The organism is Capnocytophaga genosp. AHN8471, from assembly GCF_016806945.1.
Taxonomy (GTDB): Bacteria; Bacteroidota; Bacteroidia; order Flavobacteriales; family Flavobacteriaceae; genus Capnocytophaga; species Capnocytophaga periodontitidis.
Genome location: NZ_JAESPJ010000007.1, coordinates 149548 through 164091, shown reverse-complemented (window position 1 = coordinate 164091; position 14544 = coordinate 149548). Strand labels below are relative to the sequence as shown.

The 14544-nt window shown below is 38.6% G+C and carries 11 protein-coding genes; 8 read left to right on the top strand and 3 right to left on the bottom strand.

Annotated elements, in window-relative coordinates:
- Positions 1-65: 65 nt before the first annotated feature.
- From JMN12_RS03955 to JMN12_RS03945, 3 genes are all read right to left on the bottom strand, one after another.
- Positions 66-1436: a M16 family metallopeptidase gene (locus JMN12_RS03955; protein WP_203137306.1), complete on the bottom strand. Its 1371-nt coding sequence runs from the start codon at positions 1434-1436 to the stop codon at positions 66-68.
- Positions 1437-1446: 10 nt separating this feature from the next.
- Positions 1447-2715 (bottom strand): M16 family metallopeptidase, encoded by a 1269-nt coding sequence (locus tag JMN12_RS03950; RefSeq protein WP_203137304.1) that lies wholly within the window; start codon positions 2713-2715, stop codon positions 1447-1449.
- A gap of 101 nt (positions 2716-2816) precedes the next feature.
- Complete coding sequence (locus JMN12_RS03945; protein ID WP_203137302.1) at positions 2817-4178, bottom strand: TlpA family protein disulfide reductase; 1362 nt, start codon at positions 4176-4178, stop codon at positions 2817-2819.
- Positions 4179-4375: 197 nt separating this feature from the next.
- Between JMN12_RS03945 and JMN12_RS03940 the strand changes: the two genes are divergently transcribed.
- The 8 genes from JMN12_RS03940 (at position 4376) to JMN12_RS03905 (ending at position 14471) form a co-directional block, all read left to right on the top strand.
- Positions 4376-6046 (top strand): outer membrane beta-barrel protein, encoded by a 1671-nt coding sequence (locus JMN12_RS03940; RefSeq protein ID WP_203137300.1) that lies wholly within the window; start codon positions 4376-4378, stop codon positions 6044-6046.
- 2 nt (positions 6047-6048) lie between these two features.
- Positions 6049-7089, top strand: coding sequence for an OmpA family protein (locus tag JMN12_RS03935; protein ID WP_203137298.1), 1041 nt, complete (start codon positions 6049-6051; stop codon positions 7087-7089).
- A 78-nt stretch (positions 7090-7167) separates the two neighbouring features.
- Positions 7168-7818: a phosphatidylserine decarboxylase family protein gene (locus JMN12_RS03930; RefSeq protein ID WP_009414034.1), complete on the top strand. Its 651-nt coding sequence runs from the start codon at positions 7168-7170 to the stop codon at positions 7816-7818.
- Between the two features lie 12 nt (positions 7819-7830).
- Positions 7831-8895 (top strand): CapA family protein, encoded by a 1065-nt coding sequence (locus tag JMN12_RS03925; RefSeq protein ID WP_203081291.1) that lies wholly within the window; start codon positions 7831-7833, stop codon positions 8893-8895.
- 72 nt (positions 8896-8967) lie between these two features.
- Complete coding sequence (locus JMN12_RS03920; RefSeq protein WP_009414036.1) at positions 8968-9687, top strand: YebC/PmpR family DNA-binding transcriptional regulator; 720 nt, start codon at positions 8968-8970, stop codon at positions 9685-9687.
- Positions 9688-9803: 116 nt separating this feature from the next.
- Entirely contained in the window at positions 9804-11030 is a 1227-nt protein-coding gene (gene gltS / locus JMN12_RS03915; RefSeq protein WP_203137296.1) for a sodium/glutamate symporter, read from the top strand.
- A gap of 6 nt (positions 11031-11036) precedes the next feature.
- Positions 11037-11354, top strand: a complete 318-nt coding sequence (gene imm45, locus JMN12_RS03910) for an Imm45 family immunity protein (protein ID WP_203137289.1) — start codon at positions 11037-11039, stop codon at positions 11352-11354.
- 357 nt (positions 11355-11711) lie between these two features.
- Positions 11712-14471, top strand: a complete 2760-nt coding sequence (locus JMN12_RS03905; protein WP_203137287.1) for a sodium-translocating pyrophosphatase — start codon at positions 11712-11714, stop codon at positions 14469-14471.
- Positions 14472-14544: the final 73 nt, after the last annotated feature.

Below are 14544 nucleotides of genomic sequence, written 5' to 3'. Positions count from 1 at the left end.
AAAAAAAAAGAGGCTGTCCTTAAAAGTTTAAACTAAACTTTTTGGACAGCCTCTTTTTTCACCTTTCACTTCTCATTCCCATAGCTATCAAACTCCTTCATAGGGATTTTCTTTCCATCGAAGTTGATATTTTTAAGTTCATCAGCTATGTCACTACCTTTGCCTACGATGATGATTCTGAAGTTTTTTAATAGAAAATAACTATTAGCAACTCGTTGTACATCTTCTTTAGTTACTGCATTAATCTTGGCGATATAGTTCTTGTAAAAATCTTCAGGTAGGTTACGCACTTTTACATTGATAGCGTAATTGGCAATCGTCTGCGGACGCTCGGTAGCCAGTACAAACTGACCCAAGTACTGTGCTTTGGCTTGTGCCAACTTTTCTTCACTCACTACACTAGTTTGTATGCGCTTCACTTCTTTGAGTATCTCCCTAATAGCAGGTGCTGTTACGGCATTCCCTACTTTGGTCTTGATGCTAAAATTGCCTTTTGTCCATTTATCCGTTTTGAAAGTAGAAAAAGCTCCATAAGTATAGCCGTGTTCTTCCCGCAAATTCATATTGATATAACTGCCAAAATCTCCACCTAAAATACTGTTGGCTACCAACAGAGGGAAGTAATCAGGGTGAGACATCTTGAGGTCAATGAGGTTTGTAACTTGTATTTCCGATTGTACCGCGCTGGGCAAATCTATAAAGTTGATTTGCGTTTCACTCACATTCTCAGGGATATATAAAGCAGGAGTTTCTTCTGAATAAGGTTGCCAATCAGCGAAATGTTGTTTTACTAAAGTAATTACCTCTTCGGGGTTTACATCACCTGTAACAACCAAATAGGCGTTGTTAGGTACAAAACGTTTGCGGTAATAGTTAGTTACATCGTCTAAGGTGAGGGCAGCGATGTGTGCTTCGGTAATGTATTCGCCGTAAGGGTGAGCCGTACTGTAGCGCAAGGTTTGCCGTACGCGTTTCATAATCACTTCAGCATTACTTTCGTTGGCGCGGATACTTTGGATAATGCGCGCTTTTTCTTTTTCCATATCCTCCTCAGTGAAGTTAGGGTGCAGGGCAGCATCAGCAATGAGTGCTAATACTCGCGGAAAATATTTAGAGAGTACTTGAGCGTATGCACTATTAGGAGCGATAGAGAGTGTTGCAGCGAGGTAGTCTATTTCCTCGTTAAAATCGTCTTTATTGATAGAGGTAGAGCCATTGCCCGCCATTAGTGAAATAAGGTCGGAAATTCCCTTTTTTTCTTTTTCTAATTCTGGACATTCGTCTAAGGAGAGACGGATGCCTACTTGAGGAAGTTGGTGGTTTTCTACTATCAATAGCGTAAGTCCGTTCGGAAGACTATGTGTAATAGGAGTTCCTAAATTGATAATAGGAGCAGCTCCTGGGGTAGGTTGTATAGAGCGGTCTATATGTGTCATTTTTGTTTACTTATTGAACTGAAGGTAAATAATTGAGGTCTAAACGTTGTTTTTTGTCTAAATACTTGCGAGCAGCCTCTCTAATATCCTCACGAGTAATAGCACGGTAGTGGTCTATTGCTTTGTTGATGAGGTTTGTATCTTTATAGAAAGTATAGTTATCAGCTAAAGAAAGGGCAATTCCTTCCATATTGCTGTTTTGAGCCACAAAGTTAGCCTCTATTTGGTTCTGTAACTTTTCATATTCTCGTTCACTGATGAGTTCAGTTTGTAGTCTTTCAATTTCCTCATCCATTTCTTGTGCTAAAGTTTCTAAACTCACCCCGTCCATAGGGAGCGCTCCCATTATATAAACGCCATAATCTTCTTGAGCATCCGAAAATGCTAATACCTGTAAAGCAGTTTGATGTTCGTCAATCATTTTTTTGTAGAGGCGAGCACTTTTACCATCGGTAAGGATATTAGAAAGCAAGTCTATAGTATACGAATCTTTGTCCGTCATTGCAGGAGTGCGATAGGCATATAGTTTAAGAGGAATTTGAATGTTAGGGTCATATTCGGTTACCTCGATAGTTTCAGTGATAGGAGCTTCTTCTATTTTTGTGCGTTGTATCACATTGCCCGTATTAGGAATTGTTGCTAAGTATTGCTCTATCCATTCTTTGGTAGTTGGGGTATCAAAATCGCCAGCGACTACTAATACCGCATTGTTAGGATTGTAGAATTTCTTTTTGAAAGCGATGAATTCTTCTAAGCTGGCAGCATCTAAATGCTCTACTTCACCAATCACAGTGCCGGAGTAGGGGTGTTTTTTAAAAAGGTAAGGATTGATAGCTGAACGATACATTATTCTACCGTAAGGAGCGTTGTCTATACGTTGGTTTTTCTCTTCTTTTACCACTGAATTTTGAGTACTTACTCCAATCTCATTGATAACAGGGTGGAGCATACGCTCAGCTTCCATCCACAAGCCTAATTGCAGGTTGTTAGAGGGAAAAACTTCGTAATAATACGTTTTGTCTTGTGTTGTAAAGGCATTGTTATGCCCGCCATTTGCCGATACAATATCAAACCATTTGCCACGTGCAATATTTTGAGTACCTTCAAAGAGGAGGTGTTCAAAAAAGTGAGCAAAGCCGGTGCGGGTAGGATCTTCGTCTTTAGCACCTACGTGATACATTACCCCTATAGTTACCACAGGGGCGGCATTATTAGGGTGAAGAATCACGTGTAGTCCATTAGGGAGGTTGTATTCTTCAAATATGAGAGATTGAGCCATAGTTAATTTGTGAATTTGTCGATGAGTTAATCAGAAAAAAACTTTGCTAAAGCCTTTTATAGCCTTAGCAAAGTTATCAATCAATATGAAAAAAGTCTCTGTTATAGATTTGCGTTGATAAGTTCTTTTATCTTAGCCTCAGAAGGACGAGGAGCATTGATACTGATAAGTTTTCCGTCTTTGTTTACCAAGATAAAACGTGGAATACCTGTAAGGTCGTAGTTTTCAGCAAAATCAGGTGACATTTGTACGTTTTTGTGCAATTGTACACCAGTTAATTTTTCAGTGGTTACTGCATTTTTCCAAGCCTCTTTATCATCATCAACAGAAAGACTTACGAAAGTGATATCTTTATCCTTATACTCTTCTTGCAGTGCTTTGAGCGCAGGTATTTCTTTACGGCAAGGTAAGCACCAAGTAGCCCAAATATCAATGTAAACTAATTTGCCTTTGAGGCTTTCAGAACTAACAGTGTTGCCTTGTATATCTTGCGCTTCAAAAGCAGGGAAAGGATTACCTTCTTTTAGGCGTTCGAGGTTAGCTAAGCGTTTGTTAATTTCTGCAACACCTTCAGCATCTTTCACATTAGCTTTTACTATTTCAGCGAGCTTTTTGTTGTTTTCTGGAGTATTTGCTACTGAAATACCGCTGATAAGTGAACGAGAAAGGCTTTTTTTGATGTTTTCAGATTTGAGAGTTTTAAAGTATTTGATGACTTTATCCCAAGGATTTTCATTCTCTTTAGCACTTTGGTATTTTTCATAGAAGTTACTTATAACCAAAGCTTTGTAATAAGCATAGATGTCAAAGTCTTGAGAGAGGTCGTAGTCCACACGAGCCAATTCATCAGCTATTTCTTTAGGGAGTTTTACCTCTTCACCAGTAAGTTCTTGGTGAGCACCCTCGTAAAGGCTTTTCATATAAAGCAATTCATAATTGATGGCTTTAGCTTCTGTAGTTACGAATTTTTTAGAGAGTTCTTTTTCACCATTGAGAAGGTTGAGGTATTGTTGTCCTATTGCTATAATACTCTTTTTGAAGTCTTCAGGTTTTTGAGCAAAAGTTTTTTCCAATCCGTTTTGCACTTGAAAGTAAAGAGCATTTTTCTTTTGTAAATAGTTATTGATATCTACATTAGCTCCAGTGAAAGTGGCTGCAATAGGATTGCTGTTGAGGTTGATATTCACAGCTGTTTCTTTTCCTTTTTCCAAATAAACAGGCACTTGAACACCGTACATAGGGTTACCAATAGTGTAATAGAAGTAGTTAGTATCTACTTTCAAAGTATCGCGGAAAGTCCCGTCTTGATTGATATGTAAATCGGACTTGAAATCACCTCCTGTAATTTTCAGAGGCAGACCGTTATAGCTATCAATTTTACCAGATAGCACGATGTAATCAGCTCGTTCACCACAAGCTACAAAGCCTAAAGAGGCTAACGACAAAATAAATAGTTTTTTCATTGCGATTTGATGAAATAAATTAATTAGGTTGCGAAAGTACGAAGTTTTTTTTGAATAGCAAAATATTTTTCAAATTAAGAGTTTGAAAATTTGTTCATTAACTAATTAGTTTGTACTTTTGCAATTGAGAATTAACCTAAATTTAAAAATTAGGTTTTATAACTAAAAAACATACTATAAAAATTATTTAAAAAGAAATGAGAAAAACTTTTTTAAGCGTTAGCGCTTTCGTGCTTTTATCAGTTTCGGCTGTTGCACAAGTAAAGGACATTAGTTTTGCTGTAGCACCTACTGCTGACTATGTGTGGTTGCCAAAGAAAACAGCTGTAACTAATGGCTTTATGGCAGGAGGTTATGTAGGCTTTGGTTTTGGTAGAAATTTAGAACTATTAGGTTCTTATAAGCATTCAATAGGGCTGAAATCAACTCTTGATGGTTATGATGCTCCTGCTGCTATTAGCAATGTATTTGAAGCTAAAGATGTATCTATATATCGCTGGGGTGGAGAGCTAAAAGGCAATATCCCAATGGCTTATTCTTTTCAGCCTTATGTTACTTTAGGTTCAGGTGTGCAAACTATCAAAGCTAATGATTTGAGTCAAAATCAAGTGTATTTTGGTTTAGGGATAGGTTCTAAATTTAATCTTGCCCGCCGTCTTACTTTGAATGTAGAAGCTAAAGCTACTCACTTTTCATTAGACTCTAGAAATATACTTTATAAACCAACAGAAGTTAATACATCGGCTTACAATAGTTGGATAAACAATAATGTAGAAGATAAAAGTCATTTGGCGTGGAGTGTAGGAGCAGGCTTAGAACTTTACTTAGGAGGTCGTAATCCTAATGAATTAACCGAGTTAGACCAGGTATATACAAGTCTAAAAGGTTTTAAAGTAGTGATAGAACCTACTTTCGGTTACTTAAACTTCAGCGATGATAGCAATTTGCGTGATGCCTACTTTGGAGGTTTGGCATTGGGGGTAGATTTCACTGAGTACATAGGTGTTAGAGGTTACTATCACCGTGCTATGAAAGATGAGAAATTCTCTGCTGATTTTGATAAACTATCAATATATGGGGGAGATTTCTTAGCCCGATTGAATGTAGCCAAAGGAGTAGTTCCTTATTTGCAAATAGGTGTAGGCTATATGAAAGTAGGCGATGACTATGTAGGCAAAGTAGCCAGCAATACCAATACCTCAGGTATTTTTGCCAAAGGAGGTGTAGGATTAGCAATACCCTTAGGAAAGCGTGTCGAACTTTTTGGAATAGCCAATTTAATGTATACTACTCGTAATGAGAATGTATCTTCAGCCTTGAGTTCAGTACATAAATTGCAAAGCAATGTATTTTATAATGCAGGGGTAAGAATTAAGTTGGCTAAATCAGTAGAAAAAGAACTGTATGAACAGGAATTAGGAGCAGCTGAAGCGGCTACAGTTTGGGCTGCTACTCCTACAACTACAACTACAACAAATGTTGCTTCTACTATTTCTCCTGAAAAACGAAACTTAGCTTACTACAACAGCCAGATAACTGCCACTGAAAAGCAACTACAAATGGCTTACCAAAATGGTGATACTGCAAATGCTAACCGTTTGTTAAAAGAAAAACAACAGTGGGAAAATCTTAGAAACACCTATGTAGCTGAGCGTTTGCCTTATCCTGCCTCAGAGCAAGTGCGCTTAGTGCGTATGACTCCTGAAGAACTACAACAGCTAATAAACGATGTAGTAAAACGCATTAGAGAGGGAGAAGTAAAAAGTCCTGAACAACGTATCGACCGATTGGAAAAACTTCTTTTGGAAATGCAAGATTCAAAAGGTGAAATTCAAGAAGAGAAAATAGAAATACCTGCATCAAAATAACTATGAAGTATATCTATTACATTATAGGGGGGCTATTATTGTGTGTACATAGTATGTATGCACAAGTAGCCCCTAATAAAACAAAAACAGAGATAGTAATGACGGTAGATGAACTGCAATACTTATTAGAACAAATAGGGAGAGCAGAGCTCACTAATCTCAGAGATAAGGAGTTGGACAGTATGCTATCGGCTGTAAAATATAAACAAAAAGAGATGCCTTACACTTCGGCAGTAGCTGATGAAAGTAAATTTGCCACCAAAAGTTCAACAGTAGCAGTAGGAACAACGAGTAATACTGCAGTAGCACGTACAGCAACTAATACTGCTGCAATGCGTACAGCTACAAACACCGCTATCGCGCATAACACTGCAATACCTCGCACAGCAAGTACTACTACCTCTCGTGTAATGCCTCGCACTACAGTGGCTCCTATGGCAGTATCTCAAACAGGAAGTAGTACTACTGCTATCGCACAACAGGTGGCGCAATTGTCGAAAAGTGTAGATCAGTTACGCAAGCAACAACAATTGCTTTTAGCGGCTTTGGCTGCCAATACAGGAGTAGGAATAGCTACAAAAAATGCACGTGCAACAACAGTTACACCTACAACAGCATCTCAAACTCCTATAGTGGTACAAAATGTAACAGCTACAGGAGTACCTAAGCAAATTTCGGCTGAAAGACGAAGTGAATTGGAGCAGTTGTTAGCTGCGTATGGACATAAAAAAGCTGTACTTTATTTTGCTAATAACAAGTCAGAGCCCTTAACTTACGACTCTATTACTATAGATGAGATGGTAACAATGCTAAAAACACATCCCGAGTTATCAATACTTTTAGAAGGGTACGCAAGTGAGGTAGGAAGTGTTGCATATAACAATGTATTGTCAATGCAACGTGCTGTAAATGTAGCTCAAATATTAAAAGCTAAAGGAATAAGTAGCGAACGTATACTAACTGCTTTTAAAGGAATAGACCCGCAGGTTACACCTGCCGAAGCACGACGTGTAGAGCTAAGAGTTGTTATCCATAGCTATTAGCCTTTTGATTGACAATTAGTAATTGATAATTGCTAATTGTCAATTTTTTCTTATCTTTGCCCCCTAAAATAAATAATAATGTTTCACAAAGAAGGTTTTAAGATTATTCTCGTAACGCTATTTATAGTGATAGGAGTATCGCTAATAGCGCATTATTTCGTTGATATACTATGGCTTAAAAAATCCATTCAGGTAGTAGCTCTCCTATTTTTGGTAGCTATTTTGCAGTTTTTTAGAAATCCTAAACGCATAACACCTCGAAATGACCAACACATCATAGCCCCTGTAGATGGCAAGGTGGTGGTGATAGAAGAAGTGTTTGAAAAAGAGTATTTCAAAGATAAACGCTTGCAGGTATCCATCTTTATGTCGCCTATCAATGTGCACGTAACACGTTATGCTTTAGGGGGTAAAATTACTTATAGTGAGTATCACCCAGGTAAATACTTAGTAGCATGGCACCCGAAGGCTTCAGAAGAAAACGAACGTACTACTGTAGTGGTTGATAATCCTGTATTTGGTGAAGTGTTATACCGACAAATAGCAGGAGCCTTGGCTAAACGCATTGTAAATTACGCTAAAGTAGGCGATACCGCTGTACAAGGAGAGGATGCTGGATTTATTAAATTTGGGTCACGTGTAGATGTGTATTTGCCTTTGGGAACTAAAGTGAAAGTAAAGTTAGGCGACAAGGTAAAAGGAGGCGTGCAAGTAATTGCTGAAAAATAGAACTATATTACTATGAAAAAATATTTCTTCTCAATAGCTCTCATAATAACTTCTTATATTTCGGCACAAACAGATAGTCTTGCAGTTGCCACTACTAAGGATACTCTCAGTATAGTGGCAGTAGGTGATGTGATGATAGGTTCAGGATTTCCTGAAGGATATCTCCCAAAAGATGATGCTGTTGAGAGCTTTAAATATGTAAAACCTTATTTAAAAGGAGATATTGTATTCGGCAATTTAGAAGGAGCGATTCTTGATACAGGTACTTCTGATAAATGTAAAAACTCAGCTGAAGGTACTTGTTACGCTTTCCGGATGCCTAACCGTTATGGCAAAATTATCAAAGAGGCAGGTTTTAACCTGATGAGTACTGCGAATAACCACGCTAATGACTTTGGTGAGAAAGGGCGACACAATACAGCTAAAATATTAGATGAAGTAGGTATATATCACGCAGGCCCCGTAGAAAATAAATCGGTTATCTTTGAGAAAGATGGAGTGAAATACGGTTTTTGTGCTTTCTCGCCTAATAGCAATATGTTATCGGTGAACAATATCGACCAAGCTACTGATTTAGTAAAGGAATTACGCCCGCAAGTAGACATTGTGATTGTATCATTTCATGGAGGGGCTGAAGGCTCTAAAAGTACCCGTGTACCACGTGCCAATGAGATCTTTTTTGGTGAAAATAGAGGAAATGTCTATAAATTTGCGCACTCAGTAATCGATGCAGGTGCTGATATTGTATTGGGGCACGGCCCTCACGTAACACGTGCTGTAGAAGTGTACAACGGTAAGTTTATCGCTTATAGTATGGGAAATTTCAACACCTACGGACGATTTAGCTTGCAAGGTCCTAATGGAATTGCCCCTTTGCTAAATATTAAAATCAATCGCAAAGGCGACTTTCTGTATGCCGATGTACTCTCTGTAAAGCAAACTAAAGCCAATGGATTGTTACTCGACGATGATTGTAAGGTATTTGAAGAGATGAAACGCCTTACCAAACTCGATTTTCCTGAAACTCCTTTGCACTTTGAAAACGACAAAATACAACTAAAAACTATAACTAACTAACTCCTAACCCCTAACCCCTAACCCCTAACCCCTAACCCCTAACGACTAATAACTAAAAACTAAGTAATATAAATGGGAAGAGCATTTGAATTTAGAAAAGCCCGTAAATTTAAACGTTGGGCTGCAATGGCAAAGACATTTACCCGCATAGGGAAAGACATCGTAATGGCAGTAAAAGAAGGCGGACCTCACCCTGAAACTAACTCACGCTTGCGTGCCGTAATACAGAATGCCAAAGCCGCCAATATGCCCAAAGAAAATATTGAGCGTGCTATTAAAAAAGCAAGTGAAAAAGATACTGCTAACTATAAAGAAGTACTCTTTGAAGGCTATGCCCCTCACGGTATTGCTTTGCTTATCGAAACCGCAACCGACAACAATAACCGCACTGTAGCGAATATTCGTAGTTACTTCAACAAGTGTAATGGTACTTTAGGTACCTCAGGTTCTGTAGAATTTATGTTCGACCACACTTGTAACTTCCGTATCAATGCTACAGGTATAGACCCTGAAGAGTTGGAACTCGAAATGATAGATTTTGGAGCTGAAGAAGTGTTTGTAGATGAAGATGGAATCCTTATCTATGCTCCTTTTGAGAGTTTTGGAGCTATCCAAAAAGAGTTGGAAAGCCGAGGTATTGAAATCTTATCCTCAGGATTTGAGCGTATTCCACAAGTAACCAAAGAACTCACCCCTGAAGAACAGGCTGATGTAGAGAAACTTTTGGAAAAAATCGAAGAAGACGAGGATGTCCAAAATGTATATCACACTATGAAAGAAAGTGAGGAGTAACAATGAGTTTAACCTCTAAATTTGGCATTCCCACCCTTTTACTGTACTTAGGGGTGGGAATGCTTGCTTATAAAGTCCTTTTCAAAGAATAAAAAACTTTTTTAAAACCCAACATAATGAAATCCATTATCATCGACCCTTATTATACCCTAATTATTGCTACCCTTGTATTACTGGTAGGACGCTTATTAGTAACAAAAATAAAAATCTTGCGTGATTTCAATATCCCTGAACCTGTAGCAGGCGGACTCTTGGCTGCTGTTATCATCTATCTGTTGTATATCAAATACGAGATTTCGTTAGACTTCAATACAAACCTACAAGACGCTTTTATGCTCTTTTTCTTCTCTTCTATTGGGCTTAGTGCTGATTTCTCCCGACTAAAAGCTGGTGGTAAAGGACTTATCATTTTCTTAGGAGTAGTAGCGCTGTTTATTGTAGTACAGAATACAGTAGGAGTTACATTAGCTACAAGTTTAGGACAAAATCCTATTATGGGCTTGATTACAGGTTCTATCACACTTACGGGCGGACACGGCACAGCAGGGGCGTGGGGCAAAATATTAGAGACTGACTATGGTATTAAAGGGGCAACAAGCCTCGGTATGGCTTCGGCTACTTTTGGGTTGATACTCGGCGGACTCATAGGAGGTCCTGTAGCGCGTAAATTGGTGAACAATTTAGGAAGAAAACCTGTAGAAAAACAAAATGACAATACTCTTGATGCTGTAGTAGAAGTATTTGAAAATGCGGGTAAACAGCGTTTGATTACTTCAAAATCGGCAATAGAAACAATGGCGCTGTTTGCCGCTTGTCTGTCGTTTTCGGCTATAATGGTATCTCCTACGGTAACGGCTTGGTTGCCTGAAAAACTTACTATTCCACAATTTGTATGGGCTTTATTCTTTGGGGTATTCTTGCGTAATATTCTTACTAATGCCTTCAAAGTGAATATGTTCGATCGTGCTATAGATGTATTTGGGAATGCCTCATTAAGTCTCTTTTTAGGAATTGCTCTAATTAACTTAAAACTCTGGCAACTGTTTGACATAGCATTACCGATGTTTATCATCTTAGCGGTACAAACTTTTGTGATGTGTACGTACGCCTATTTTGTTACTTTCCGCTTGATGGGGGCTAATTACGATGCGGCGGTACTCTGTGCAGGGCATTGTGGTTTCGGTTTGGGTGCTACCCCTACGGCAGTAGCTAATATGCAGTCGGTTACCGAGCGTTTTGGACCTTCACACAAAGCCTTTTTAATTGTACCAATGGTAGGAGCGTTCTTTATAGATTTTATCAACGCCTTTATCTTGACTACTTTTATAGGTTTCTTACAATAGTTATTAATGGAAAAATTGATAGATTATAAAGAAACATCTATTCCAAGAGGAACTATATTTAAATGTAAAGGAGTATATCCTTATGAAGAAGTTGTATATTTTCTATTGTGTGAATTAGGTGATAGTTACGGTTTAATGGTAATTTCGGGTTATAAAGCAGGATTAACTTACGTGCTTTTCCCTAAAGAATCTATACCAGAAGGTTACAAATTCGGACTAAGAGCAGATTGGCTAAAGGAAAATTGGCAAAAATGGGGCTATATAGATTGCCAACTAAAAGATGTTTATATCTGCGAGAATACCGAAATGTTTTCTCTATTATAGTAAATCAGAATTGGTTTACAAATTTTGCATCACTACACTTTGCCAAAGTCTGAAACTTTGGCAAAGTTGATTACTCTGAAAATCAATTACTTTTAGAGTATGTTACGTAGGAAAACCTATGGTTGTAAACGCCCTTAAAAGTAAGCTTATTTATTCACAATCTGTTTGTAGAATAAAGAGAATGAAAAATTTACTTTTTTAATGTAAAACTATTTCAAGACACAACAACTATCCTCTATCCCCCTAATCTCTATTCCCTAACTCCTAAAAAAATTAATGTTTTTTTAACTATTATTTTTTCGTTACAATTATCTTTCGTACTTTTACGCCCTAAATTTAACTAATTATAATATTTGTATGGATAAAATGATGTTATATTTACCGTTAGTCCTTGCTATTCTTGGACTTATCTTTATGATTGCGAAAGCTTCGTGGGTGAACAAACAAACCACAGGCAACGATCGAATGCAAAGTATTTCCAAAAGTATCAAAGAAGGGGCAATGGCGTTCCTCAATGCTGAGTACCGCATTTTAGGTATTTTTGTGATTATTGCTTCTATTGCTCTATTTATTGTTTCTCGTATGGTAGAAACTTCTCACTGGCTTATTGTAGTAGCTTTTGTGTGTGGAGCTTTCTTCTCTGCCTTAGCGGGAAATATCGGAATGCGTATCGCTACCAATGCTAACGTACGCACTACCGAAGCAGCTCGCACTAGCTTGCCAAAAGCTTTGAAAGTATCTTTTGGTGGTGGTACTGTAATGGGATTAGGAGTAGCAGGTTTGGCTGTATTGGGCTTGAGCTTGTTCTTTATTCTCTTTGTAAACACTTTTGTAGGAGGAGGCAAACCTTTCTATGACGAAATGACTCTTGTACTCGAAGCCTTAGCAGGTTTCTCACTCGGTGCTGAGTCAATTGCGCTCTTTGCTCGTGTGGGTGGTGGTATTTACACCAAAGCTGCCGACGTAGGGGCTGACCTCGTAGGAAAAGTAGAAGCTGGTATCCCTGAAGACGACCCTCGTAACCCTGCTACTATTGCCGATAACGTAGGTGATAACGTAGGTGACGTAGCTGGTATGGGTGCTGACTTGTTCGGTTCGTATGTGGCTACTGTACTCGCTTCAATGGTATTGGGTAACTATGTGATTAAAGACATAGCAACTGCCAATGGTGGTGCTTTTACCGATGCTTTCGGTGGTTTAGGCCCTATCTTATTGCCGTTGGTAATTGCTGGTGTAGGTATCATTGCTTCAATTATTGGTACTTTCTGTGTAGGTATCAAAAACAACGATGCTAAAGAAAAACAAGTACAAAGTTCACTAAATACAGGTAACTATGTAGCTTTAGCACTTACTTTAGTAGCTTGCTATTTCCTTATCAAATATATGTTGCCCGAAACTATCCAAATGAGTTTCTTTGGTGAAGGAGTAAAAGAAATCGCAAGTATCAATGTATTCTACGCAACTATTGTAGGTTTGGCAGTAGGCTTGCTCATTTCAGCTATTACTGAACACTTTACCGCTTTGGGTAAAAAACCGGTATTGAATATCGTACGCAATTCATCTACTGGAGCTGCTACCAATATTATTGCAGGTTTGGCAACTGGTATGAAATCTACCTTTGGTTCTGTATTGCTTTTTGCTGTAGCTATTTGGGGTTCTTACTCTTTAGCTGGCTTCTATGGTGTAGCGATTGCAGCATCAGCAATGATGGCAACTACAGCTATGCAATTGGCTATCGATGCTTTTGGTCCTATTGCCGATAACGCTGGTGGTGTAGCCGAAATGAGTGAATTACCAAAAGAAGTACGTCAGCGTACTGATATTTTAGACTCAGTAGGTAATACTACTGCTGCGGTAGGTAAAGGCTTTGCCATTGCTTCAGCAGCTCTTACCGCCTTAGCCTTGTTCGCTGCTTATGTGACCTTTACAGGCATTTCTGGTATCAATATTTTCAAAGCAAACGTATTAGCAGCCTTGTTTATCGGAGGTATGATTCCAGTAATTTTCTCAGCCTTGGCAATGCAATCAGTAGGGAAAGCTGCTATGGATATGGTGAACGAAGTACGTCGCCAATTCCGCGAAATTCCTGGTATTATGGAAGGTAAAGGTACTCCAGAGTATGGCAGATGTGTAGATATTTCTACTAAAGCTGCTTTGCGCGAAATGATGTTACCTGGTGCAATTACTATCATCACTCCTATTATCATCGGTTTTGTGATGGGTGCTGAAGCTCTTGGCGCTTATATGGCCGGTGTAGCTGTATCAGGGGTTGTATGGGCTATCTTCCAAAACAACGCTGGTGGTGCTTGGGACAATGCTAAAAAATCATTTGAAGCAGGTGTTGAAATCAACGGACAAATGACTTACAAAGGTTCTGACGCTCATAAAGCTGCCGTTACTGGTGATACTGTAGGTGACCCATTCAAAGATACTTCAGGCCCTTCAATGAATATCCTTATCAAACTCACTTGCTTGGTAGGTTTGGTAATTGCTCCTATCTTGGGTGGACATACCGCTGATGCTTCAGGTACTCCTATAGAAGCTCAAATTCGTCAAGGGGAAGGTGAGGGAGTGATGCCTGTGGAAGAAGTAGTAGTTATTGAAGAAGGTAAGCTTAACGCCGATGGTGACTTTGAGTACAATGTAGGTGATTTATTCCAATTGAGCCTTTTTGACAATACAATGTTAGAAGTAGGAAAGAACTCATCTGAAGCACACCTCGTGAAATTGATAGAAGATAAAAAACTTACTACTCCAGAACAGTTCAAAGATAACTGGATTACTTTGGATAGAACTTACTTCAAAACAGGTAGCGATGAACTTACTGAAGGTTCAGAACAACAATTAAAGAACATTGTAGCTATTTTGAAAGCTTATCCTAAAGCTGCTATTCGTTTAGGAGGTTACACTGATAATACGGGTAGTGTTGAAGGTAACAAAAAACTTTCAGAAAGACGTGCTAATTCAGTGCTAAACAAATTGGTAGCATTGGGTGCTAACAAAGCTCAATTGAGCGCTCAAGGTTATGGTGCAGAACACCCTCTTTGTCCTGCTAACGATACTCCTGAGTGCAAAGCTAAAAACAGACGTATCGACATACGTTTGACTGCTAAATAACAGTATTTTAGTTACTATATAACCTCAAAAGGGGTGTTTGAGGAACTTTTTCCTCGAACACCCCTTTTATAAT

Bases quoted from the DNA above. Each gene is read 5' to 3' on its own strand.
- JMN12_RS03955 (WP_203137306.1), bottom strand. From the start codon at position 1,436: ATGACACATATAGACCGCTCTATACAACCTACCCCAGGAGCTGCTCCT.
- JMN12_RS03950 (WP_203137304.1), bottom strand. From the start codon at position 2,715: ATGGCTCAATCTCTCATATTTGAAGAATACAACCTCCCTAATGGACTA.
- JMN12_RS03945 (WP_203137302.1), bottom strand. From the start codon at position 4,178: ATGAAAAAACTATTTATTTTGTCGTTAGCCTCTTTAGGCTTTGTAGCT.
- JMN12_RS03940 (WP_203137300.1), top strand. From the start codon at position 4,376: ATGAGAAAAACTTTTTTAAGCGTTAGCGCTTTCGTGCTTTTATCAGTT.
- JMN12_RS03935 (WP_203137298.1), top strand. From the start codon at position 6,049: ATGAAGTATATCTATTACATTATAGGGGGGCTATTATTGTGTGTACAT.
- JMN12_RS03930 (WP_009414034.1), top strand. From the start codon at position 7,168: ATGTTTCACAAAGAAGGTTTTAAGATTATTCTCGTAACGCTATTTATA.
- JMN12_RS03925 (WP_203081291.1), top strand. From the start codon at position 7,831: ATGAAAAAATATTTCTTCTCAATAGCTCTCATAATAACTTCTTATATT.
- JMN12_RS03920 (WP_009414036.1), top strand. From the start codon at position 8,968: ATGGGAAGAGCATTTGAATTTAGAAAAGCCCGTAAATTTAAACGTTGG.
- gltS (WP_203137296.1), top strand. From the start codon at position 9,804: ATGAAATCCATTATCATCGACCCTTATTATACCCTAATTATTGCTACC.
- imm45 (WP_203137289.1), top strand. From the start codon at position 11,037: ATGGAAAAATTGATAGATTATAAAGAAACATCTATTCCAAGAGGAACT.
- JMN12_RS03905 (WP_203137287.1), top strand. From the start codon at position 11,712: ATGGATAAAATGATGTTATATTTACCGTTAGTCCTTGCTATTCTTGGA.